Here is a 20,583-nt window from a genome sequence, read left to right on the forward strand (position 1 = left end):
AGGTCGCAGTCGGCGGCACGTCTCAGCCGAGCAATGCGCTCATCCTGTCGAAGAGGCCCAGCTCGGTGGCGGCTCCTCGAGCCACGAGGAACCCCACGATGCCGATGATCCACGCGGTGTTCTCACGGCCCGTGCGCTCCATCCACGCCGCGAGGCGACCGAGCGGCCGCTCGACGACCGGCGCCGCCACCACGCGCAGGGCGAGGAGCACGACGGCGGGAAGGATCATGACGGCGCAGTACCCCGCCAGTGCGGCGATCCGCACGGGCATCCCCAGCGGCGCCTCGGCGAGCATGCCCATCGCCACCAGGTAGGGCAGCATCGTGGCCACCTCGACCACTCCTGCGCCCACCGCCACGGCCATCACCCCGCCGCTTGAGGCCTGCGGCGCGAGGAGGCGATCGCGCCACCGCATCAGGCGCGCGGACGACTCGGGCGCTGTCGTCCCCGAGGCCGCGAACGAGGCCGCAGGGGCGGGTGTGGTCGCGGCGACCGGCATTCCGGTCAGGGGTGAGACCCGCACGGATTCGCCTGCAGGTCGCGAGCCGGGGGCGCGCCGCGCAGCGCCTCTGCCGACGATGAAGGCGACGAGCAGCAGGGCCGCACCGGCCACGAGGCGGACGACCTGACCTGCCGGCGACGTCAGGAACTCCTGCGCGACGTCGACCAGGTTCACCAGGCCGAGCATGAACAGGACGCCGACGGCGAGGTAGAAGGCCGCGATGGTGACGAGGTACAGCAGCACTCGCCCCACGGGGGTCCGTCCCGGCGCGAGCAGCAGGAAGATCGGCACGAGCAGCGTCCCGACGCTCAGTCCGTCCAGCAGGGCGAGGATGCCGAGCGTGACCGCGAGCGGGGCGTCGGCGAGCAGTTCCATGACACCAGCCTCGCGCCGCGTCGGGGCACGCGGATCGGGCGGAGGGACGAGTCGTTCTCCGGCGGCCTCCTCCTTTGGGCGGATGCTCCGCCCCGGTGCCCGTGGTTGCATGAAGACGTGAGCGGATCGGAGCGACGGGCCGCATCCGTGGCCGAATGGGTGCGTGGGCATCGATCGATCGCCGATGCAGCAGGGATGGCCGTCCTCGCGATCGTGCTGGCGGCGCTCGGGATCGTCGGGCTGTGGACCGTCTTCTCGGTGCTGCCCGATGAGGTGTCGCCGTGGTGGTCGCTGGCCACCGCGTTGCCCGCGTGCGCCCTGGTGCCGTTCCGTGCCCGCGCTCCGCTGCCGTTGCTCGTCCTCGCCCTGGTGCTGTTCGCGGTCGATCTGATGACGGTCGGCGGGGTGGTCACACTCGTCGTCGTGCTCGACCTGCTGTACGCCGCGACGCGCGCCGCCTCGGGGGCGGGCCGTCGCCGCATCCTCCTCGGCATCGTCATCGCCGTCGCCGGGATCGGCATCGTCGCACTCGCCGCCGCCGACGATGTGCGTGTCGCGGTCGTCGTCGCCCTGCAGCTGGGCGCCCTCGCGGGCATGGACTACTGGTACGCGACATCCGTGGCGCAGGCGCACGAGCTGGTCGCGCTGCATCGGGAGCGCGCCGAGGACGCCGAGCGACTGGCGGCGCGGGATCGCGATGCGGCGATGCGCCGCGAACGGGAGCAGATGGCGCGCGAACTGCACGACCTCGTGGCGGGCCATGTCGCGGCGATCGCGATCCGGGCCGAGGCCGCGCTCTCGACGGATCCAGCCGCCGGCTCCGACAGGGCGGCGCTGGTCGCGGTGCGCGACTCGAGCCTCGAAGCTCATCAGGCGCTGCGGTCCATGATCGCCGTGCTGCGCACCGGCGACGCGGCAGTGGTGTCACCGCACCGCGGCGCCATTGCGGCGCTCGTGGACGACGCCCGCCGGCACGGACTCACCGTGACGCTCGCCGATGCGCTTCCCGGCGACATCCCTTCGCCCGTCGCGCTGGCGGTCGCGCGGATCGTGCAGGAGTCCCTCGCCAACTGCCTGCGCCATGCCGCGGGGGCGGCGGTCGCCGTGGTACTCGACTCGCATGACGGGGATGTGCGCGTGCGTGTCGATTCGCAGGGCGGCCGAAGCGCGCCCGCCCTGCCGATGCCGGGCACCGGGTGGGGGCTGGAGCTCCTGAAGGAGCGTGCGCGGGCGCTCGGGGGGACGGTGGAGGCCGGGCCATCGGATGCAGGGTGGTCGGTGCGGGCGACGATCCCGGCGGTGGTGAACGCGTGAGCGCGCCCACACCGCGGGTGCTGCTCGCCGACGACCACGGCGCCATTCGTGAGGCGCTGCGTCTCATGCTGGACAATCACGGGCTCGAGGTGATCGGCGAGGCCGCCGACGGCGCGGTCGCCGTGCGCAACGCCGCCGCGCTTCGCCCGGACGTCGTCCTGATGGACCTGCGCATGCCGGGCACCGACGGGGTGACCGCGACGCGAGAGATCGTCACGGCGGGATCGGCTCAGGTCCTCGTGCTGACCAGCTTCGATGAGGACGAGCTCGTCGAGGGCGCCCTGCGCGCCGGGGCGGCCGGCTTCCTTCTGAAGACCACGGATGCCGCGACCCTCGTGGAAGCCGTTCGTCGGGTCGCCGCCGGGGAGGGGATGCTCGATCCTCGCGTCACGCGCCGCGCGCTGGCGCTGATCCCTCGCTCGCGGCAGGTGACGCGTGGGGCCGGCGAGCTCGATCTGCTCACGGAGCGCGAGCGCCAGGTGCTCGAGGGGATGCGCGCCGGCCGGTCCAACCGGCAGATCTCGGACGAGCTCGGGATCTCCCTGGCGACGGTCAAGACCCACGTCTCCAGCGTGCTGGCCAAGCTCGGCGCCCGGAGTCGATCGCACGCGGTCGCGATCGCCGCCGGCGAGGCATGACCGCCGAGGCCGGCGCCGCCTCAGTGGTGGGCGTGACCTGCGCCGACCTTCGAGCCGGCGATCGGCTTCGCGGCGCCCGAGGCGAGACCCGACATCGCGATGAGGGCCACGATGATCCACAGGGTCGGCAGGATGCCGATCTCGTGGCTGATCCAGCCGAGGATCGGCGGGCCGCACAGGAACGCCAGGTACCCGATGGTCGCGGCGGCCGAGACCGACGCCGCCGCCTTCCGCGGGTCGTCCGCCGCCGCGGACATGCCGAGGGGGAAGCCGAGCGATGCGCCCGCGCCCCACAGCGCGATGCCGATGAAGGCGATCGGCAGGTTCGGCGCGAGGATGAACATGACGAGGCCGACGCCCGCCGCGATCGACAGGATGCGCAGCGACCAGACGCGGCCGATCCGGTCCACGAGAGGACCGCCCAGGACGCGGAACGTCGTCATCGCGACTGAGAACACCGTGAGAGCGATGGCGCCGACGGCCTCGGTCTGGTCGTGGCCGTCGACCATCGCGATCGTGAGCCAGTCGTTGGCGCTGCCTTCGGCGAAGGCCATGCCCAGCATGATGGCGCCGATCGCGTAGGTGCGGGGGTCACGCCAGACGGCCAGGACCTCGGCGAGGCGCTCGCGACGCGTGATGCTCGTCGCGGGGTCGTCGTGCATGCTCTCGCGCACGGGGACGGCGCGCAGCGACAGCAGTCCTGCGACGGCGACGAGCAGTCCGGCGGCGCCGAGGTGCCAGCCGACGCCGATCCCCAGGGCGGCCATCGCCACCCCGAGTCCGGCACCCGCGACGGTGCCGAGGCTGAAGAAGGCGTGGAACAGCGGCATGAGCGTGCGCTCGAACGCCTGCTCGACGGCGGCCGCCTCGACGTTCATCATGACGTCGGTGGCGCTCATCCCGAGGCCCATGAGCCCGAGGCCGATGGCGGCGACGACGTACGACTGCAGGAATTCCACGCCGGCACCCGCCACCACGACGCCGAGGGCGAACGTGATGATCGTTGCGAACATCCCCCGTCGCGCCCCCCAACGCGCCACGATCACGTTGGCCAGGGAGAGGCCCGCGATCGACGTGACGCCCGACACGAACAGCAGGACGCCCACCTGGAGGTCGTTGATCCCGAGGTCGTTCTTCACCGCCGGCAGACGCGACGCCCACGACGCGAAGCCGACTCCCATGATGAGGAAGATCGTGAAGATCGCGGTGCGCCAGGCGACCAGTTGCCGACGGGTGAGCGCGGTTTCCATCCGCACATGCTACCGAATCGATTCGACCGTGGCTGAAAGGGACCTGGCCGAATCGATTCGACATCACGTGTCCGCGACGGGCTACGATCGTCACACCATGAGCCGTCAGGACACCGGCATCCGCCGCGCCACGATCTCGGACGTCGCCCGCGAGGCAGGCGTCTCGCCGTCGACCGCCTCGGTGGTGTTCAGCGGAAAGACGCCGGTGTCGGAGGCCACCCGTCGCCGCGTCCTCGACGCGGCCTCCGCCCTCGGCTACACCGGACCCGACCCGCGTGCCGCGTCGCTGCGGCGCGGCCGGTCGGGGATCGTCGGCGTGGTGTTCGAGGAGCACCTGGGCACCGCGTTCCTCGACCCCGTGAAGACGCTCATGATGGACGGACTCGCCGACGCCGTCACCCCGCTCGGCGCCGGGTTGCTGCTCCTGCGCGACCACGAGCCCACCGGAAGCGGCCCTTCGCTCACCACCGCTCCGCTCGACGCCGCCGTGCTCATCGGCTGCAGCGGCCTGCTGCGCGAATCGCTCCAGACCGTCAAGGCACGCGGGATCCCGGTCGTCGTCATCGAGGGGGATGCCGGCGACGACGTGCCGCGCATCGGCCTCGACAATCGCGAGGCCCAGCGTCAGGCCGCGAGCCACCTGCGCGCGCTCGGTCATCGCGAGGTCGCCATCGTGACCCTGCCCGCCCGCGCGGACTGGCAGCGCGGCTGGCTCCACGACGACGCCGCGGTCACCGTGGACGTCACGCGCGAGCGTCTCGCCGGCGCCCTCGACGTGTTCCCCGACGCCACCGCCTACGCGGCCGCGGGCAGCTTCATCGACGAGGGGTTCGCGGCCGGCCGCGAGATCTTCGCCGACCTCGAAAGGCGACCGACCGGCGTCATCGCGCAGAGCGACCTGCTCGCTGCCGGGGTGATCCGCGCAGCGGAGGAGGCGGGGCTGCGCGTGCCGGAGGACGTGAGCGTCACCGGCTTCGACGGCATCGTCGTCGACGGGCTCGCTCCGTACGAGCTCACCACGCTCGTGCAGCCTGCCACCGACAAGGGCCGTGCCGCGGGCGCCGCCGTCGCCGCGATGCTGGAGGGCACCCCCGCGGCGTCCATCCGGTTCACCTGCACCTTCCGCGAGGGCAACACCACGGGGCCGGCACCCGCGCTCGTCTGAGGCCCGCTGAACGCCCTCGAACGCGGGCGATGTATGCCGTCCGGGCGATCGGGTGCGATGCGCCCGTTAGGATGGTTCCTGACACCCCGATCGCCTGGGCTTTGCGCCGTCCTCCTCTGACTCGCGCCTGCCGACGACCCCGAGGAGGCCCGAATGCTCCTCGTTCTCGGCGCGTTCGCGGTCGTCCCCATCCTCCTCCCGTGGATCGTGGGGCGCATCGGCGCCCGCGCGTTCTACGTCGCGGCGATCCTTCCCATCGCGGGCTTCGCGTACGCCGTCGTGCTCACTCCGCAGGTGCTCGCTGGTGACATTCCGTTCGAGACATACGCCTGGATCCCGCCGCTCGGGATCGACCTCTCGATGCGGATGGACACGCTCTCGTGGCTCATGACGCTGGTCGTCACCGGCGTCGGCGCGCTCGTGATGATCTACTGCCGCTGGTACTTCCGCGGCAAGAAGGAGAACCTCGGGCAGTTCGCAGCGGTGCTGCTCGCGTTCGCCGGGGCGATGTACGGGCTCGTCCTCACGGACGACCTCGTGGTCCTCGTGATGTTCTGGGAAGTCACGAGCGTCCTGTCCTACCTTCTCATCGGCTACTACAACAAGCGCGCGGCGAGCCGTCGTGCCGCACTCCAGGCGCTTCTCGTGACGACGCTCGGCGGACTCGTCATGCTGATCGGGGTCGTGCTGCTCGTGGTCGACGCCGGGACGTCGAGCATCTCGACGATCCTCGCCGAGGCCCCCTCGGGCCCGATCGTCGACGCGGCGCTGGTGATGATCCTCGTCGGCGCGCTCAGCAAGTCGGCGATCTTCCCCTTCCACTTCTGGCTCCCCGGCGCGATGGCCGCGCCGACCCCGGTGAGCGCCTACCTGCACGCGGCGGCAATGGTTAAGGCGGGCATCTACCTGATCGCCCGACTCGCGCCGGTCTTCGCGATCGCCCCGCCGTGGCGGCCGATCGTGATCTCGCTGGGCGTCTTCACGATGCTGCTCGGCGGCTTCCAGGCCCTGCGCGAGACCGACCTCAAGCGCGTGCTCGCCTTCGGCACGGTGAGCCAGCTGGGCCTGCTGACCGTCGTGCTCGGCTACGGGACGCGGGATGCTGCGCTCGCCGGTCTCGCGCTGCTGTTGAGTCACGCGCTCTTCAAGTCGGCGCTGTTCCTCGTCGTCGGCGTCATCGACCGCCAGCTGTCGACGCGTGACCTGACGGAGCTCTCGGGCGTCGGCCGTCAGGCCCCGGTCATGGCGACGTTCTCGATCATCGCCGTCGCGTCGATGATCGGCATCATCCCCACCATCGGCTTCGTCGCCAAGGAGGGCGCGCTCGCCGCGCTGCTGCACGAGGCCCTGGGCGGCGCGGTGTGGGGGATCGTGGCGCTGGTCGGAATCGTCCTCGGCTCCGTGCTGACCGCGGGGTACGGCATCCGTTTCCTCTGGGGTGCGTTCTCGACGAAGCGCGCGGCGAACGGCGACCGCATGCCCGACACCGAATGGCCGGACCCGCCGATCGGATTCCTCGTGGCGCCGATCGTGCTCTCGGGGCTCACCGTCATCGCCGGAGTCGCCGCGCCATGGCTCGACAAGGCGTTCGCGCCCTACGCCGACCAGGCGCCGGTCTCGACGCCCGGCGTCCCGGCACCCGAGCACCCCGCGCATCTGGCCCTCTGGCACGGCCTCGAGCCGGCGCTGTGGATCTCGCTCGCGACGATCGCGATCGGCGTGCTCGTGTTCTGGGCGACGCGGAGCTGGCGTCCCGCGAAGCGCCTGCTGCCCTTCACGGCAGCCGAGGTGTACAACGGCGCGCTGCGCGTGATCGCGCGCCTCTCGGTCGTCACGACGAGCCTCACGCAGCGTGGTTCGCTGCCGGTCTACGTCGGCACGATCTTCGTCGTTTTCGTGGCGGCCGAGGCGACCGCGCTGCTCGCGAGCGACGACTGGCAGGCGAAGCTGGACGCGTACCAGACGCCCACGCAGCTGCTCGTGGCGCCGATCATGATCGCGGCCGGACTCATCGCGATCCGTGCGCGCAAGCGGTACACGGGAGTCGTGCTGGTGTCGGTGACCGGCCTCGGCATGGTGCTGCTCTTCGCGACCAGCGGGGCTCCCGACCTCGCGCTCACCCAGATCCTCGTCGAGACGGTGACGCTCGTCGCGTTCGCACTCGTGCTGCGCCGGATTCCGTCGCGCCTGGGCGAGCACAACGCCTCGGTGTGGCCGGTAGCCCGCGCAGTGCTGGGCGCGGCGGTGGGCATCACCATGGCGCTCGTCGCGATCGTGGCAACCAGCGCCCGCGTCGAGAAGCCGATCTCGGACGCCTTCCCCGATCTCGCCTACGAGCTCGGCCACGGAAAGAACGTGGTGAACGTCGCGCTCGTCGACCTGCGCGGCTGGGACACCATGGGCGAGCTGTCGGTGCTGATCCTCGCGGCGACGGGTGTGGCATCCCTCGTCTTCGTCACCCACCGTGCCGACACGCTGTCGCGCGCGATCTCGTCGCTGCCCACCGGGGCCACGCGTGCCCGTCGCCCCCTCGTGGAGACCTCCGACGGACTTCGACAGCGCGGCGACGAGCGCGGCAGCGGTCGCATGGCGTGGCTCGTCGGCGGCCAGCGCGTGCGGCCCGAGAACCGCTCGATCATGCTCGAAGTGATCGTGCGGATCCTCTTCCACACGATCATCATCGTGTCGCTGTACCTGCTCTTCGCCGGCCACAACCTGCCCGGCGGCGGGTTCGCCGGCGGCCTGGTCGCGGGCATGGCGCTCGTCATGCGCTACGTCGCGGGCGGCCGCTACGAGCTCGGCGCCGCCGCCCCGACCGACGCCGGACGCCTGCTGGGCACGGGCATGACCATCGCGGTCGCGTGCGCGATCGTGCCGGTGTTCTTCGGCGACCAGCCGCTCACGAGCTACTTCTGGGAGTTCGACGACGTGCCCCTGCTCGGCCACGTCGAGTTCGTCACCTCGACACTGTTCGACATCGGCGTGTACCTGGTCGTCATCGGCCTCGTGCTCGACGTGCTGCGCAGCCTCGGCGCCGAAGTCGACCGCCAGGCGCAGGAAGCGCGCGAGCAGCAGGGGGTGAGCGTGCCGTGAACGCCTCGCTCGTCCTCATCATCGTGATGGCGGTGCTCTACGCCTGCGGCGTCTACGCCATGCTCGAGCGCAGCCTCACGCGCGTGCTCATCGGGTTCCTGCTGCTCGGGAACGCCACGAACCTGCTGCTGCTCATCGTCATGGGAGCCCCGGGCGTCGCGCCGTTCTTCGGCTCGGCACCCGTCGACGAGATGTCGGACCCGCTCCCGCAGGCGCTCACGCTCACCGCCATCGTCATCACCTTCGCCGTCTCGGCGTTCCTCCTGGCCCTCATCTACCGGTCGTGGCAGCTCGGCCAGGCCGACACCGTGGCGGACGACGAGGCCGACATCGAAGTGCGCGAGCGCGCAGCCGAGGCCGAGGAGGCGATGGACGAGGAGACCGAGATCGAGGACGCCGACGACGACGCGACCACCGACTTCGTCGGGACCGACACCGCGCCGATCACGATCCTCGGCGCGCGCGACTTCGCGGGCCTTCGCGATGACGCCCCTGTGGACCGTCCCTCCCCGGAATCGCGCGATCGGGGTGACGACGCATGACCCAGATCGCGCCCGCCCTCGTCCCGCTGCTCGTCACGCTGCCGCTGCTGGGCGCCGCCATCGCGCTCATCGCGGGCCGTCACCGCAAGACCCAGGTCGTGGTGTCGGTCGTCACGCTGAGCGCCGTCACCGTCATCGCGGCGATCCTGCTCTACGTCGTCGACACCGGCGACCAGCCGATCGCGGTGTCGGTCGGAGGCTGGCCGATCCCCTTCGGCATCGTGCTCTACGTCGACCGGCTCGCGGCCCTCCTCGTCGTTGTTTCGAGCATCGTGCTGCTGGCGGTCCTCCTGTTCTCCGTCGGTCAGGGTGCCGCCGACGGTGACGACGACACGCCGGTCTCGATCTTCCACCCCTCGTATCTGATCCTCGGCGCGGGCATCTTCAACGCGTTCATCGCCGGCGACCTCTTCAACCTCTACGTCGGATTCGAGATCCTGCTGGTCGCCTCGTACGTGCTCATCACGCTCGGCTCGACCGAGTCGCGCATCCGCACCGGCGTCGTCTACATCGTCGTGTCGCTGGTGTCGTCGATCCTCTTCCTCGCGGCGATCGCCATGATCTACGGCGCCCTCGGCACGGTGAACATGGTGCAGATCTCCGAGCGCATGGGCGAGCTGCCGCAGGAGACGCAGCTCATCCTCCACCTCATGCTGCTGCTCGCGTTCAGCATCAAGGCTGCCGTCTTCCCGCTGTCGTTCTGGCTGCCCGACTCGTACCCGACCGCGCCTGCTCCGGTCACCGCGGTGTTCGCGGGTCTTCTGACCAAGGTCGGCGTATACGCGATCATCCGCACCGAGACCGAGCTGTTCCTCGACAACGACGTGAACCAGCTGCTGATGTGGGTGGCGCTGGCGACCATGATCGTGGGCGTGCTCGGCGCGGTCGCCCAGGCAGAGCTCAAGCGGATCCTGTCGTTCACGCTCGTGAGCCACATCGGCTACATGATCTTCGGGCTCGCGATCGCGACGCCCGCCGCGATCGGCGCGACGATCTACTACATGGTCCACCACATCGTGGTGCAGACGACCCTGTTCCTCGCCGTCGGCCTCGTCGAGCGCCGCGCCGGATCGACGTCCATCCTCCGGGTCAAGGGCCTCATGAGGGCGGCCCCGGTGATCGCGGTGCTGTACTTCATCCCCGCGATCAACCTGGGCGGGCTGCCGCCGTTCTCGGGCTTCATCGGCAAGTTCGCGCTGTTCGACGCCGCCGCGCAGGTGGGCACGCCGATCATGATGGTGCTGATGGTGGGCGGCATCCTCACCAGCCTCCTCACGCTCTATGCGCTCATGCGGGCGTGGAACCTCTCGTTCTGGCGCGAGGACGAGGACTCGGCCGAGACCGAGGCCCGCATCTCGTACCTGGGCTCGGCCCCCGCGGCCGGCATCGAGACAGAGCGCCGCGTCATCCCGAAGATCATGACCGCCGCCACCACCGGCATGGTCGCCATCACCGTCGCGCTCACCATCTTCGCCGGCCCGTTGTACGACGTCTGCACGCGCATCGGGGAGGCGCTGCTGCAGCCGGTCTCGCTGACGCAGCTCGAAGACGACGCCGCGGGAACGGAGAAGGCGCCGTGAGCCCCGACCTGCCCCAGAGGCGGCTCCGCCGCGGCTTCGCGACGGCATGGCGGCAGCTGCCGTTCTTCGTCTGGCTCATCGCCTTGTGGATGCTGCTGTGGGGCCAGTTCACCTGGCTCGCGTTCCTCACCGGACTCGCCGCGGCCATCGTGGTGACGCGCGTCTTCCGCCTGCCGCCGGTCGAGCTGTCCGGTCGGGTCAACCTGTGGTGGGGCCTCGTCTTCGTCGTCGAATTCCTCCTCGCGGTGGTGCGGGGCTCGCTCACGGTGGCGTGGCAGGTGCTCGACTTCCGCCGGCAGCCCGGCGCCGCGATCATCGCCGCGCAGCTGGTCACGGACGACGACCTGATCATGACGCACACCGCGGTCACGGCATCGCTCATCCCGGGATCACTCATCGTCGACACAGACCGCGATCGCCGCATCCTCTACCTCCACGTCATCGGCGTGCGCGACGACGCCGACGTCGAGAAGCAGCGCGCGAGCGTTCACCACTGGGAGGAGCGCATCGTGCGCGCCGTGGGCTCGCACGCGCAGCTGCAGGCGATGCGGAACGCCGCGCCCCACGGCACGGTGGATCGAGGAGGCGCCCGATGAACATGCTGCTGCTTGCGATCTACGTGGTCTTCGGGGTCGCGGCGCTGCTCACGCTGTGGCGCATCGTCATCGGACCGTCGATCCTCGACCGAGCCGTGGCATCCGATGTGCTCCTCACGCTGGTGATGTGCGTGCTCGGCGCCGAGATGGCGATCAACCACCACACGCGCACGCTGCCGGTGCTCCTCATCATCGCCGCCGTCGGCGTGTTCGGATCGATCTCGATCGCCCGGTTCGTCGCGAGAAGGGACCAGGACCGCTGATGGACGCCATGCTGGACCTCGCCGCCATGATCCTGATCCTCATCGGCGCGCTGCTGTGCCTGACCGCCGCGATCGGCGTGCTGAGGTTCCGCGACGTGCCGACGCGCCTGCACGCCGCGACCAAGCCGCAGGTGCTCGGGCTGATCCTCATCTGTCTCGCGATCGCGCTGTCGCTGCGGTCGTGGCCCGTCGTCGCCTTCCTCGTGCCGGTCGTGCTCATCCAGCTCGCGACCGCCCCGCTCTCCGCGCACATGGTGGGGCGGCAGGCCTACCGCAACGGCACCATCGACGAGACCGGGCTGTTCGTGGACGAGCTCGCCGAATCCAAGCGCACTCCACCCGCCTCGGGCGGCTGACGCGTCAGGCCGACCCGGCCTTCTGCCGCTCGCGATAGGCCTTGGCCTTCATGCGGCTGCCGCACGTCGCCATCGAGCACCACTCGCGGCGATGACCGCGCGAGTTGTCGAGGTACACCTGCGTGCACTCGGGTCGCGCGCACTCGCGCAGCAGTGCCGCCTGCCCTCCGCCGATGATCTCGATGGCCTCGCGTGCGATGTGCGAGAGGGCCTGCCGCGGTGTGCCGGACCGCGCCCAGCCGTCGGGCGTGAGCGCGGCGGTGAGCGGAGGGGTCGCCGCGGCGGCGTTCAGCCTCTCGACGGCCTCGGCCGGGAGCGGCTCGTCGTGCAGGCGCGACCACACCAGCGCGTAGATCGCCTCGCGAACCTCGATCGCGGCACCGAGGTCTTCGGCGACGGATGCCTCGGCCCGGGGAACGAGGCCGGACTCGACGAACCATGCATCGAGCTCTGACGGGGCGGCGAGCTTCTCGGTGGGCTCGTCGTTGCGGCGCGCGCGCAGCGTGCCGACGAAGTCGAGGCTGAGCGTGCCGCAGGGGAAGGCGTGAATCACATCACCATTTTGACAGGTAACGGGAATGCATGGCACTGTAGTCACCGTTCTAACCGGTAACGCACCGATCGAAGGAGAATCCCATGGACCTGAAGCTCGAAGTCGTCGTCATCCCGGTCGCGGATGTCGACCGTTCGAAGGCCTTCTACGAGAGCCTCGGCTTCCGCCTGGACGCCGACTTCCGCACCGAGCGCGGGCTCCGCGTGGTGCAGGTGACCCCTCCGGGTTCGGCGGCTTCCATCATCTTCGGCGACAAGCTCACCACGGCAGAGCCGGGCTCGACCCAGGGCCTGCACCTCGTCACGCCCGACATCGCCGCCGCCCGGGCCGAGCTCCTCCAGCGCGGCGCGGACGTCAGCGAGCTGTGGCACGACGCCGACGGCGTCTTCCACTGGGCCGGCACCGACAACCGCGTCGCCGGGCCCCACCCGTCCGCCGACAGCTACGGCACGTTCGCCTCGTTCGCGGACCCAGACGGCAACGGCTGGGTGATCCAGCAGATCGTCACGCGCGCACCCGGGCGTTGAGCGGAAAAGGACACCGACGATGACACGGATGCCGCTCCCCGACGCCGAAGCACTGCTCAGGGACCTGCTCACCCGAACTGCAGCGGCACACGGCCGCTTCGAGAGCGAGGAGCTCGGCGGGGTCTACGACGAGGCGTGGCCGGAGTGGTACGCCGCCTTCATGGCGCAGGCGCTCGCCACCGACGGGTACGTGATCGAGCGGGCGGACTGACCCTCAGGGCTTCAGCACGAGAGTGTCGGTCGTGGCCGCCTCGACCGCCTCGGGCGTGAACGCCCAGGGCGTCAGCTCCGCCTTCTGCCACGACTCCACCTGGTCGATGTAGTTCGTGTGGAAGGCGTGGCCGCTCTCGCCCGTGAGCTGGTTCCAGCGCGAGGCGTCGAAGTCCGACAGGTCGACGATCATGCGCATGGACGGCACGGTGACGGTCGAGAAGCTCCGGGTCAGATCCCAGCCGGTCGCGTTCACGACCGATGACCCGCCGCCGACCGGGAACGGCCCGCGGTTGAAGAGCCACTCGATCGCCGCGATGCCCGATTTGCCGAAGCTGCCGTTCTCGAGCGGAAGAGCGTGCAGGCTGCCCCAGTTCCAACGCGAGGGATTGTCGCCCTGGGCGTCGACGAGTCGCTCGTACGCGTCGATCGCCGAGCGCTTGAGCATGTCCGTCTTGCCGTCGACGCCGAGTTCGTCGTTGACCCACCAGGGCGACGTCTCGTCGTCGAGCAGCGCGTCCATCACGAGGAACTGACGCCCCTGTCCGGTCATGGGCGCCGCGTTCTCGCGCCCGTCGACGAAGACGTTGCCGGCGAGCGTGTCCCACAGCATGTTGGCGTACGCGGCGGCCGCCGAGTCGGCGCTGTTCTGCGCGTCCCACTCCTGCAGGAGGCCGAGCGCGGCATCGGTCTCGTCATCGCCCGTGGTGATGTCGGCGTACGCGGCCGTGAGGCGCATGCCGATGAAGGAATAGTTGTCGGCCTGGATGGCGTTGAGGTCGTCCGCCGTCACCGGACCCTTGGCGATCGCGCGGTCGATCAGCTCCGTGATGCGGGCCGCACGCCAGCCGTAGTCCCAGTCCCGCGTGAGCGGGTGGGTGTAGTCCTGCGTGACGATCGCGTTGTTCGCGGTGACGATGTAGCCCTCGGTGGGGTTGTACGAGACCGGAAGTTCCTCGAAGGGGATATATCCCTGCCACGCGTACGCCGAGTCCCACCCGGGTTGCGGCATCGAGCCATCGCCGGCGCCTCGGATCGGGAGCTTGCCGGGCGTCTGGTAGCCGATGTTTCCGTCGATGTCGGCGTAGATGAGGTTCTGCGCCGGCACGTCGAACAGGGCGGCGGCGCCGCGGAAGTCGTCGAAGTCCTTCGCGGTGTTGAGGGCGAAGATGGCGGATGCCGTGGTCCCGGGCTGCAGTGCCGTCCACCGCAGACTCACCGCATAGTCGCCCTCGGGCGCGTCGGCGGGCGCCTCCGTCACGGTGCCGCCCGTCCCGGTGAACGGCGCTTCCGCGATCGAGGTGAAGTCGTCGGTGAGTCCTGAGACGATCGGCCCGTTCGCGGTGGATCGCACCTCGAGCTCGACATCCTCGGAACCTGCGACCTTGAACGTCTCGGTGTGCGTCTCGAGCGGCACCAGCGCGCCGTCATACCAGTACGAGTCGCCCTCGACCTTCTCGAGGTACAGGTCGGTGACGTCGGTGGTGAGGTTGGTGAAGCCCCACGCGATGCGCTCGTTGTGGCCGATCACGACGCCGGGGAGCCCCGAGAAGCCGAACCCGGCGACGTCGAAGGGGCACTCCTCGGTGACCGTGGAGCACTTCAACTGGATCTGGTGCCACACGCTCGGCAGCGACGCACCGAGGTGCGGGTCGTTGGCGAGCAGCGGCATGCCGGTGTCGGTCACGCTGCCCGACACGACCCACGAGTTCGAGCCGATGCCCTCGCCGGCGTCGCCGACGAGTTCGCCGACCGCCTCGATCACGCTGCCGACCTGGGTCCACTCGATCGACGAGGTGGACGCGTCCGTCTCGAGGACGTCGGGAGCCGTGCCGACCGCGGGCACCGTGGAGATCTTGGGCACGATGACCGGGTTCCGGTCGAACGGGTACGCGGGGTAGAGCTGGTCGATCTCGGCCTCGGTGAAGTCCGGCGCCATGACCGCGCGCTCGGTCTCGCTCTCGATGTTGCTGCGGAGGTCCCAGGCCATCGCCTTGAGCCACGCGACCGAGTCGGCCGGCGTCCAGGGTTCGATCTCGTAGTCGGAGTTCTGCAGGCCCAGCACGGCGTATTCGAACGACGCGTCGGCGCCCTGGTGATCGGCGAGATACGCGTTCACTCCGTCGGCGTAGGCGTCATAGTAGGCGTGCTCGGTGCCGTCGAGGGCGTCGACCTCCTGCTCGGCGATGTCGTGCCAGCCGAGGGTGCGCAGGAACTCGTCGGTGCCGAGCTGCGATGCGCCGAACATCTCGGAGAGTCGTCCGCTCGTGACGTGCCGGCGGAAATCCATCTCCCAGAAGCGGTCCTGCGCGTGCACATAGCCCTGGGCGAAGAACAGGTCGTGCGACGAGTCCGCGGTGATCGTCGGGATGCCGAGGACGTCGCGCTGCACCGTCACCTCGGCCTCGAGGCCGGCCGCCTTCACCTCGCCGCTCAGCTGCGGGAACGAGCGCTGCGCCGTGTACGCGACGAAGCCGACCGCGATGAGGGCGAGCACCACGATGGCCGCGAGGATGCTGAACAGGATGATGCCGATCGTCCTCCCCGCGGACCGGCGATGCACGGTGTCGTCGACGGCGTACGGGGACGGCTGGGGCTTCGTCATTGAAAGAGCTTTCCGGGCGGGGTGGGGGATCCGCGGTGCCGGACACCGCGACATTCGGTGTCACGCGCGTTCGGGTCGCAACGGCACCATTCCGCATGTTAACCCCGAGTCGTCCCTCGCACCGAATCGCGTTGGGTTTTCACCTCGCGACCTGCCTCTTGCTCGTGTCCTGCCGTGATGCCCGCTAGCCGATGACGCTCGGCTGCAGGTCGCGGAGCGTCCGGAAGTGGGTCATGCGGGTGACGCCGATCGCGGCCACCACGCCCGCGCCGACGAGCCAGGCGAGCAGCACGGCGAGGTCGAGCCAGACGCGGTCGGCGCTGCCGCCGTACATGACCTGGCGCATCGCGTCGACGACGTAGCCCATGGGCAGCACGTGGTGCAGCGCCGCGAGCGGTGCGGGCAGCGTCTGCCACGGGAACGTGCCACCGGCGGTCACGAGCTGAAGCACCATGAGCACGAGGCCGAGGAACTGCCCGACCGAGCCGAGCCACACGTTGAGCGCGAGCACGATCGCGGCGTAGGTGGCCGACGCCAGCAGCAGGATGCCGAGGGTCGCGAGCGGGTGCGCGAAGGAGAAGCCGAGCGCGAGCGAGAGCACGCCGAACAGTCCGAGCATCTGCGCCCCGCCGAGGAGCGCAGGGGTCGCCCACCCGGCCAGCGTGATGCGGATCGGCGAGTGCAGCGCCGTCACCGCGCGCTTCGAGACCGGCTTCACGATGAGGAACAGCGCGTAGATGCCGATCCAGCCCGCGAGGGCGGCGAAGAACGGCGCGAGGCCGGCGCCGTAGTTCTGCGCCTGCGTGAGCGACGAGCGCTCGATCTCGACCGGAGCCGCGAGGGTGTCGGCCTGGGCTTGGCGGGTGTCGGCGTCGTACGACGGCAGTCGGGCGGCGCCTGCGGAGAGCCCGTCGCGCAACTGTGTTGCGCCGTCCTCGAGCCGGGTGAGCCCACTGTCGAGCGTTGCCGCGCCGTCGCGCAGCTGCGCGGCGCCGTCGGCGGCCGTCGCGGTTCCCGCGGCGAGCGTGGACGACCCTGCCGCGACAGATGCCGCTCCTGCCGAGACCTGCTGGGCGCCGGAGTTCAGCCGGTCGATCTGCGCGACGGCTCCCTGCACACGGCTGTCGACGGCATCGAGCCGGTCGCCGACCGGGTCGAGCGTGGCGAGAACGTCGTCGATCCGGGCCTGGTCGAGGCCGGCTTCACGGAGCTTCGCGGCGATGTCGTCGCGAACCTGCGGCAATGTCGAGATGGCGGACGAGGATGCCGCGCCGATCCGGTCGGCGATGGCGTCGAGCTGTGCGGTGCCTCCGGCGACCTGCGACGCGCCGTCGGCGACCTGTGCCGCGCCGGCGGAGAGCTGGGCTGCACCGTCGCGCAGCTGAGCGGTGCCGTCTGCGAGCTTCCCGGCGCCGGAGGAGAGCTGCAACGCGCCGTCGCCTGCCTGGGCGAGACCGTCGACCAGCTGCGAGGCGCCGGTGGCGGCATCCGTCAACTGGACCCGGATGGTGTCGAGCGCGTCGAGCATCGTGAGACCCGCCTCAGCCACCACCTTCTCGGTGATCGTCGTCTGGATGCGCTCGACCGCCTGCGTGCCGATCGTCGAGGCGAGGTAGTTGTTGGCGTCGCTGGTGCGCAGCACGATGTCGGCCGTCCGCGGCTCGCCGGTCGTGATCGACGCGATGGCCGCCGTGAAGTCGGCGGGCAGCTCGATCGCGAAGTCGTAGCCGCCCTCGTCGAGTCCGGCGTCGGCCTCCTCGGCGGTGGCGAGGTGCCAGTCGAAGGTGCCGTCCGCGATGAGCTCCTGGGCGACCTCGTCGCCGAGATTGCGGTCGGTGCCGTTGAGTTCGGCGCCGGTGTCGGCGACGACCAGGGCCACCGGCACCTGGTCGAGCTGGCCGTACGGGTCGCGGTTCGCCCACAGGTACAGGCCGCCGTAGAGGATCGGCACGACCATGAGCGCGATCAGGGCGATGAGCGACATGCGCGTCGACGCGAGCCGCCGGAGCTCGGCGAGGACCATCTGGGGGACCTTCATGCGCGGCCCCCTCTCGTCCGTGCGGTGAGCCTGCGGACACGAGGTCGTCCGATGGTCCCGGGCGTTTCGTCTCGCTTCGCTCGCTCGACGACTGGGCGGGAGGTCCGCCCGGCGACCGGCTGCGAGGCCTGTCCGGCGATCACGAGCACCGCGTAGCCGCGGGCGGCGAAGTCCTCCGCCACGGCCCACCACGCGGCGGGCCGGCCGCCATGGCGGTCGGGGGAGACGAGCACGACCGCCTCGACGCCCTTGCGCAGCACCGCCAGCTCGCAGAGCGCCCGCACGCGGCGGGCGGGATCCACGTTCGAGACGGGAACGGATGCCTCGTCCCCGAGGCCGTGCTCGTCGAGCCATCGGCGCACCGCGACGGGATCGGACCGGCGTCCGGCGAACATGAGCTCCTCGGCGGCGACGCCGGCGAGCGTGACATCGGGCTCGGGCTCCGACACCTCGGGAGCATCCACCAGGGCCACCCGGCGCCGAAGCGCCGAGGGATCGGTCTTCCCGTCCAGCGTCACCGCGCCGGTGTCGGGGCGCATGCGACCCGATGCGATGAGTCCGAGCACCGTCGGCCGCTGCTCGGTCTCGGCGGCGACCAGCGTCGCGGCGCCGGACTCGAAGGCGGCCGAGGTCGCCGGCAGCGCGTGCTCGCGGCGGCCCTTGCCGACCGCGTCGAGGACGACCCTCACGCGCCGGCCGCCTCGGGGGTGGCGACGATCTCGGGGTGCTCGTCGAGCAGCGCGTCGGCCTGGCGCCACGACAGCCCGGCGATGCTCAGCACGGCGCGCACCGCGAGGTCGCGGGCAGCGGGCGACGAGGCGTCGATGCGGGTGATGACGGTGCGCGCGGTCTCTTCGACGAGGCGGGCGAGCGTCGGGGCGGCGACGTCGGTGCGCAGCACCTCGGCGTCCTGTCCGTCACGCACGATCCGCACGACGGTGCGGCGAAGCGGTGCGAGCGCAGTCGCCGTCTCTTCGAGGTGGGCCTCGTCGAGGGCGATCGCGGCGACCACCTGCACGTGCGCGGCCTCGTTCCACAGGGCCGCGGCGAGACGCGCGAGGGCGACCCTCGCGTCGGCGTCGTCGATCGCGGCGGCGACGGCATTGAAGCGCGCGGCCCCCTGCGCGACCAGTTCGCGCACCAAGGCGTCGCGGTCGTCGAAGTGCCCGTACAGCGCCCGGCGCGAGAGGCCGGCCTGGCGGGCGATGGCGTCGACGGACGCGCGGGGGTCGTGCGCGAGGGCGACATGAGCCGCGGCGAGGATGCCCGCGCGGTTCTCGAGGGCGTCGCGCCGCGGACGGCGCGCGGCATCGATCGAGGAGGTCATGCCTCCACGTTAGATAACTTGCACAGTGGTGTGCAAGTTAAGTCACGATGACTCAGTCGGTTCCCAGGTCGAACGCGGACGCCTCGTTCGCAGCATCCGTCGCCTCGGCGAGCTCTTCCTGCTCGGAGCTGAAGGGCGCGGCGTGCTCGGTGATCTCGCCGGCTTCGCCCTGCGTGAGATGCCCGACGAGCTCACCCGTCGCGCCGCCGATGAGACCCTTCGACGCGTAGTACTCGAGGCGCACGCGCGAGTCGGCGATGTCGAGGTTGCGCATCGTGAGCTGGCCGATGCGGTCGGTCGGGCCGAAGGCTGCGTCGCCGACGCGCTCCATCGAGAGCTTGTCGGGGTGGTACGACAGGCGCGGGGCCGTGGTGTCGAGGATCGTGTAGTCCTCGCCGCGGCGCAGGCGCAGCGTCACCGAACCGGTGATGGTCGAACCGACCCACTTCTGGATCGACTCGCGCAGCATGAGCGACTGCGGCTCGAGCCAGCGGCCCTCGTACATCAGGCGGCCGAGCCGGCGCCCCTGTTCGTGGTAGGTCGCGAGCGTGTCTTCGTTCAGGATGCCGTTGACCAGGCGCTCGTACGCGGTGAACAGCAGCGCCATGCCCGGTGCCTCGTAGATGCCGCGAGACTTCGCCTCGATGATCCGGTTCTCGATCTGGTCGCTCATGCCGAGTCCGTGGCGGCCGCCGATGCGGTTGGCCTCGAAGACGAGCGCGACCGGGTCGGCGAATTCGACCCCGTTGAGTGCGACGGGGCGGCCCGCCTCGAAGGTGACGGTGACGTCCTCGGTCTCGATGTCGACCGACGGCTCCCAGAAGCGCACGCCCATGATGGGCTCGACCGTCTCGAGCGAGACGTTCAGGTGCTCGAGGGTCTTCGCCTCGTGCGTCGCACCCCAGATGTTCGCGTCGGTGGAGTAGGCCTTCTCGGCGGAGTCGCGGTAGGGGAAGCCGTGCTCGACGAGCCACTCGCTCATCTCCTGGCGGCCGCCGAGCTCGGTGACGAAGTCGGCGTCGAGCCAGGGCTTGTAGATGCGCAGCGCGGGGTTCGCCAGCAGGCCGTAGCGGTAGAACCGCTCGATGTCGTTGCCCTTGTAGGTGGATCCGTCGCCCCAGATGTCGACGCCGTCCTCCTTCATGGCGCGCACGAGCAGCGTGCCGGTGACGGCACGGCCGATGGGCGTGGTGTTGAAGTAGGTGCGGCCGCCCGAGCGGATGTGGAACGCGCCGCACGCGAGGGCGCCGAAGCCCTCTTCGACGAGCGCGGGCTTGCAGTCCACGAGGCGCGAGACCTCGGCGCCGTACTCGAGCGCGCGGCTCGGGATCGCGTCGATGTCGTCCTCGTCGGGCTGGCCGAGGTCACCGGTGTAGGTGCAGGGGATCGCGCCCTTGTCGCGCATCCACGCGACCGCGACGGAGGTGTCAAGGCCCCCCGAGAAGGCGATGCCGACGCGCTCGCCGACGGGCAGGGACTGGAGGACCTTCGACATGCCCTCAAGTCTAGTTAAGGGGAAGGATGCCGCCCCGCGGTGCGTCGGCTGTCACTCCAGTCACGCTGGCAACAGTGGCACGGCGCGCCGGAGCCTGGCTAGGCTGACCGAGAGGTGTGGATCCGGTCATGATTTCGGGAGTGCGACCGGGCCA

General features: G+C 70.5%; 19 protein-coding genes. 11 read left to right on the forward strand and 8 right to left on the reverse strand.

The features are described 5' to 3' along the window. Positions 1 to 22: 22 nt before the first annotated feature. A complete protein-coding gene (locus tag RS82_RS18230) occupies positions 23 to 877 on the reverse strand; it encodes a GAP family protein (protein ID WP_045302049.1) in 855 nt (284 codons plus the stop codon). A 117-nt stretch (positions 878 to 994) separates the two neighbouring features. Here RS82_RS18230 and RS82_RS18235 point away from each other — a divergent pair, with 117 nt between their 5' ends. Both RS82_RS18235 and RS82_RS18240 read left to right on the forward strand, forming a co-directional pair. Then, a complete protein-coding gene (locus tag RS82_RS18235) occupies positions 995 to 2,191 on the forward strand; it encodes a sensor histidine kinase (RefSeq protein WP_245619652.1) in 1,197 nt (398 codons plus the stop codon). Then, positions 2,188 to 2,829, forward strand: a complete 642-nt coding sequence (locus tag RS82_RS18240) for a response regulator transcription factor (protein ID WP_169748725.1) — start codon at positions 2,188 to 2,190, stop codon at positions 2,827 to 2,829. The genes RS82_RS18235 and RS82_RS18240 overlap by 4 nt, the downstream gene beginning before the upstream one ends. A gap of 20 nt (positions 2,830 to 2,849) precedes the next feature. On the opposite strand, the gene RS82_RS18245 is transcribed toward RS82_RS18240, so the two are convergent. Further along, complete coding sequence (locus RS82_RS18245; protein ID WP_045302051.1) at positions 2,850 to 4,079, reverse strand: MFS transporter; 1,230 nt, start codon at positions 4,077 to 4,079, stop codon at positions 2,850 to 2,852. 97 nt (positions 4,080 to 4,176) lie between these two features. Here RS82_RS18245 and RS82_RS18250 point away from each other — a divergent pair, with 97 nt between their 5' ends. From RS82_RS18250 to mnhG, 7 genes are all read left to right on the forward strand, one after another. Continuing rightward, entirely contained in the window at positions 4,177 to 5,244 is a 1,068-nt protein-coding gene (locus RS82_RS18250) for a LacI family DNA-binding transcriptional regulator (RefSeq protein ID WP_045302272.1), read from the forward strand. A gap of 153 nt (positions 5,245 to 5,397) precedes the next feature. Then, positions 5,398 to 8,337 carry a Na+/H+ antiporter subunit A gene (locus RS82_RS18255; RefSeq protein WP_045302053.1) on the forward strand — a complete coding sequence of 980 codons (2,940 nt, stop codon included), beginning with the start codon at positions 5,398 to 5,400 and terminating at the stop codon, positions 8,335 to 8,337. Continuing rightward, positions 8,334 to 8,879 carry a Na(+)/H(+) antiporter subunit C gene (locus RS82_RS18260; RefSeq protein WP_084695756.1) on the forward strand — a complete coding sequence of 182 codons (546 nt, stop codon included), beginning with the start codon at positions 8,334 to 8,336 and terminating at the stop codon, positions 8,877 to 8,879. Before RS82_RS18255 ends, RS82_RS18260 begins: the two co-directional genes overlap by 4 nt. Then, positions 8,876 to 10,459, forward strand: a complete 1,584-nt coding sequence (locus tag RS82_RS18265) for a Na+/H+ antiporter subunit D (protein WP_045302055.1) — start codon at positions 8,876 to 8,878, stop codon at positions 10,457 to 10,459. The genes RS82_RS18260 and RS82_RS18265 overlap by 4 nt, the downstream gene beginning before the upstream one ends. Next, on the forward strand, positions 10,456 to 11,055 hold the full coding sequence (locus tag RS82_RS18270) for a Na+/H+ antiporter subunit E (protein WP_084695757.1): 600 nt from the start codon (positions 10,456 to 10,458) through the stop codon (positions 11,053 to 11,055). Before RS82_RS18265 ends, RS82_RS18270 begins: the two co-directional genes overlap by 4 nt. Next, positions 11,052 to 11,318 (forward strand): MrpF/PhaF family protein, encoded by a 267-nt coding sequence (locus RS82_RS18275; protein WP_045302056.1) that lies wholly within the window; start codon positions 11,052 to 11,054, stop codon positions 11,316 to 11,318. Before RS82_RS18270 ends, RS82_RS18275 begins: the two co-directional genes overlap by 4 nt. Then, positions 11,318 to 11,674 carry a monovalent cation/H(+) antiporter subunit G gene (mnhG, locus tag RS82_RS18280; RefSeq protein WP_045302057.1) on the forward strand — a complete coding sequence of 119 codons (357 nt, stop codon included), beginning with the start codon at positions 11,318 to 11,320 and terminating at the stop codon, positions 11,672 to 11,674. The genes RS82_RS18275 and mnhG overlap by 1 nt, the downstream gene beginning before the upstream one ends. 4 nt (positions 11,675 to 11,678) lie before the next feature. Here the strand turns inward: mnhG and RS82_RS18285 are convergent, their stop codons facing one another. Then, the gene (locus RS82_RS18285; RefSeq protein ID WP_045302058.1) at positions 11,679 to 12,227 is read right to left on the reverse strand and encodes a CGNR zinc finger domain-containing protein; all 549 of its coding nucleotides are present in this window, start codon (positions 12,225 to 12,227) and stop codon (positions 11,679 to 11,681) included. Between the two features lie 83 nt (positions 12,228 to 12,310). Here RS82_RS18285 and RS82_RS18290 point away from each other — a divergent pair, with 83 nt between their 5' ends. Further along, positions 12,311 to 12,754: a VOC family protein gene (locus tag RS82_RS18290; RefSeq protein ID WP_045302059.1), complete on the forward strand. Its 444-nt coding sequence runs from the start codon at positions 12,311 to 12,313 to the stop codon at positions 12,752 to 12,754. 28 nt (positions 12,755 to 12,782) lie between these two features. Next, positions 12,783 to 12,965, forward strand: coding sequence for a hypothetical protein (locus tag RS82_RS18295; RefSeq protein WP_045302061.1), 183 nt, complete (start codon positions 12,783 to 12,785; stop codon positions 12,963 to 12,965). Positions 12,966 to 12,968: 3 nt separating this feature from the next. Here the strand turns inward: RS82_RS18295 and RS82_RS18300 are convergent, their stop codons facing one another. The 5 genes from RS82_RS18300 to argG form a co-directional block, all read right to left on the reverse strand. Further along, entirely contained in the window at positions 12,969 to 15,569 is a 2,601-nt protein-coding gene (locus tag RS82_RS18300; protein ID WP_084695758.1) for a penicillin acylase family protein, read from the reverse strand. A 184-nt stretch (positions 15,570 to 15,753) separates the two neighbouring features. Then, positions 15,754 to 17,607, reverse strand: coding sequence for a YhgE/Pip domain-containing protein (locus tag RS82_RS18305; RefSeq protein ID WP_045302062.1), 1,854 nt, complete (start codon positions 17,605 to 17,607; stop codon positions 15,754 to 15,756). Then, positions 17,604 to 18,296 (reverse strand): hypothetical protein, encoded by a 693-nt coding sequence (locus RS82_RS18310; RefSeq protein ID WP_045302064.1) that lies wholly within the window; start codon positions 18,294 to 18,296, stop codon positions 17,604 to 17,606. The genes RS82_RS18305 and RS82_RS18310 overlap by 4 nt, the downstream gene beginning before the upstream one ends. Next, entirely contained in the window at positions 18,293 to 18,934 is a 642-nt protein-coding gene (locus RS82_RS18315) for a helix-turn-helix domain-containing protein (protein ID WP_045302066.1), read from the reverse strand. Before RS82_RS18315 ends, RS82_RS18310 begins: the two co-directional genes overlap by 4 nt. Positions 18,935 to 18,986: 52 nt before the next feature. Then, positions 18,987 to 20,429, reverse strand: a complete 1,443-nt coding sequence (gene argG, locus RS82_RS18320; RefSeq protein ID WP_045302068.1) for an argininosuccinate synthase — start codon at positions 20,427 to 20,429, stop codon at positions 18,987 to 18,989. Positions 20,430 to 20,583 lie beyond the last annotated feature (154 nt).

It is taken from the genome of Microbacterium trichothecenolyticum (assembly GCF_000956465.1).
GTDB classification, from domain to species: Bacteria; Actinomycetota; Actinomycetes; order Actinomycetales; family Microbacteriaceae; genus Microbacterium; species Microbacterium trichothecenolyticum.

What these genes read in the sequence shown, in the direction of transcription:
- RS82_RS18230 (WP_045302049.1), bottom strand. Translation starts at nt 877, where the DNA reads ATGGAACTGCTCGCCGACGCCCCGCTCGCGGTCACGCTCGGCATCCTC.
- RS82_RS18250 (WP_045302272.1), top strand. Translation starts at nt 4,177, where the DNA reads ATGAGCCGTCAGGACACCGGCATCCGCCGCGCCACGATCTCGGACGTC.
- RS82_RS18290 (WP_045302059.1), top strand. Translation starts at nt 12,311, where the DNA reads ATGGACCTGAAGCTCGAAGTCGTCGTCATCCCGGTCGCGGATGTCGAC.
- argG (WP_045302068.1), bottom strand. Translation starts at nt 20,429, where the DNA reads ATGTCGAAGGTCCTCCAGTCCCTGCCCGTCGGCGAGCGCGTCGGCATC.
- RS82_RS18245 (WP_045302051.1), bottom strand. Translation starts at nt 4,079, where the DNA reads ATGGAAACCGCGCTCACCCGTCGGCAACTGGTCGCCTGGCGCACCGCG.
- RS82_RS18255 (WP_045302053.1), top strand. Translation starts at nt 5,398, where the DNA reads ATGCTCCTCGTTCTCGGCGCGTTCGCGGTCGTCCCCATCCTCCTCCCG.
- RS82_RS18265 (WP_045302055.1), top strand. Translation starts at nt 8,876, where the DNA reads ATGACCCAGATCGCGCCCGCCCTCGTCCCGCTGCTCGTCACGCTGCCG.
- RS82_RS18315 (WP_045302066.1), bottom strand. Translation starts at nt 18,934, where the DNA reads ATGACCTCCTCGATCGATGCCGCGCGCCGTCCGCGGCGCGACGCCCTC.
- RS82_RS18295 (WP_045302061.1), top strand. Translation starts at nt 12,783, where the DNA reads ATGCCGCTCCCCGACGCCGAAGCACTGCTCAGGGACCTGCTCACCCGA.
- RS82_RS18275 (WP_045302056.1), top strand. Translation starts at nt 11,052, where the DNA reads ATGAACATGCTGCTGCTTGCGATCTACGTGGTCTTCGGGGTCGCGGCG.
- mnhG (WP_045302057.1), top strand. Translation starts at nt 11,318, where the DNA reads ATGGACGCCATGCTGGACCTCGCCGCCATGATCCTGATCCTCATCGGC.
- RS82_RS18305 (WP_045302062.1), bottom strand. Translation starts at nt 17,607, where the DNA reads ATGAAGGTCCCCCAGATGGTCCTCGCCGAGCTCCGGCGGCTCGCGTCG.
- RS82_RS18300 (WP_084695758.1), bottom strand. Translation starts at nt 15,569, where the DNA reads ATGACGAAGCCCCAGCCGTCCCCGTACGCCGTCGACGACACCGTGCAT.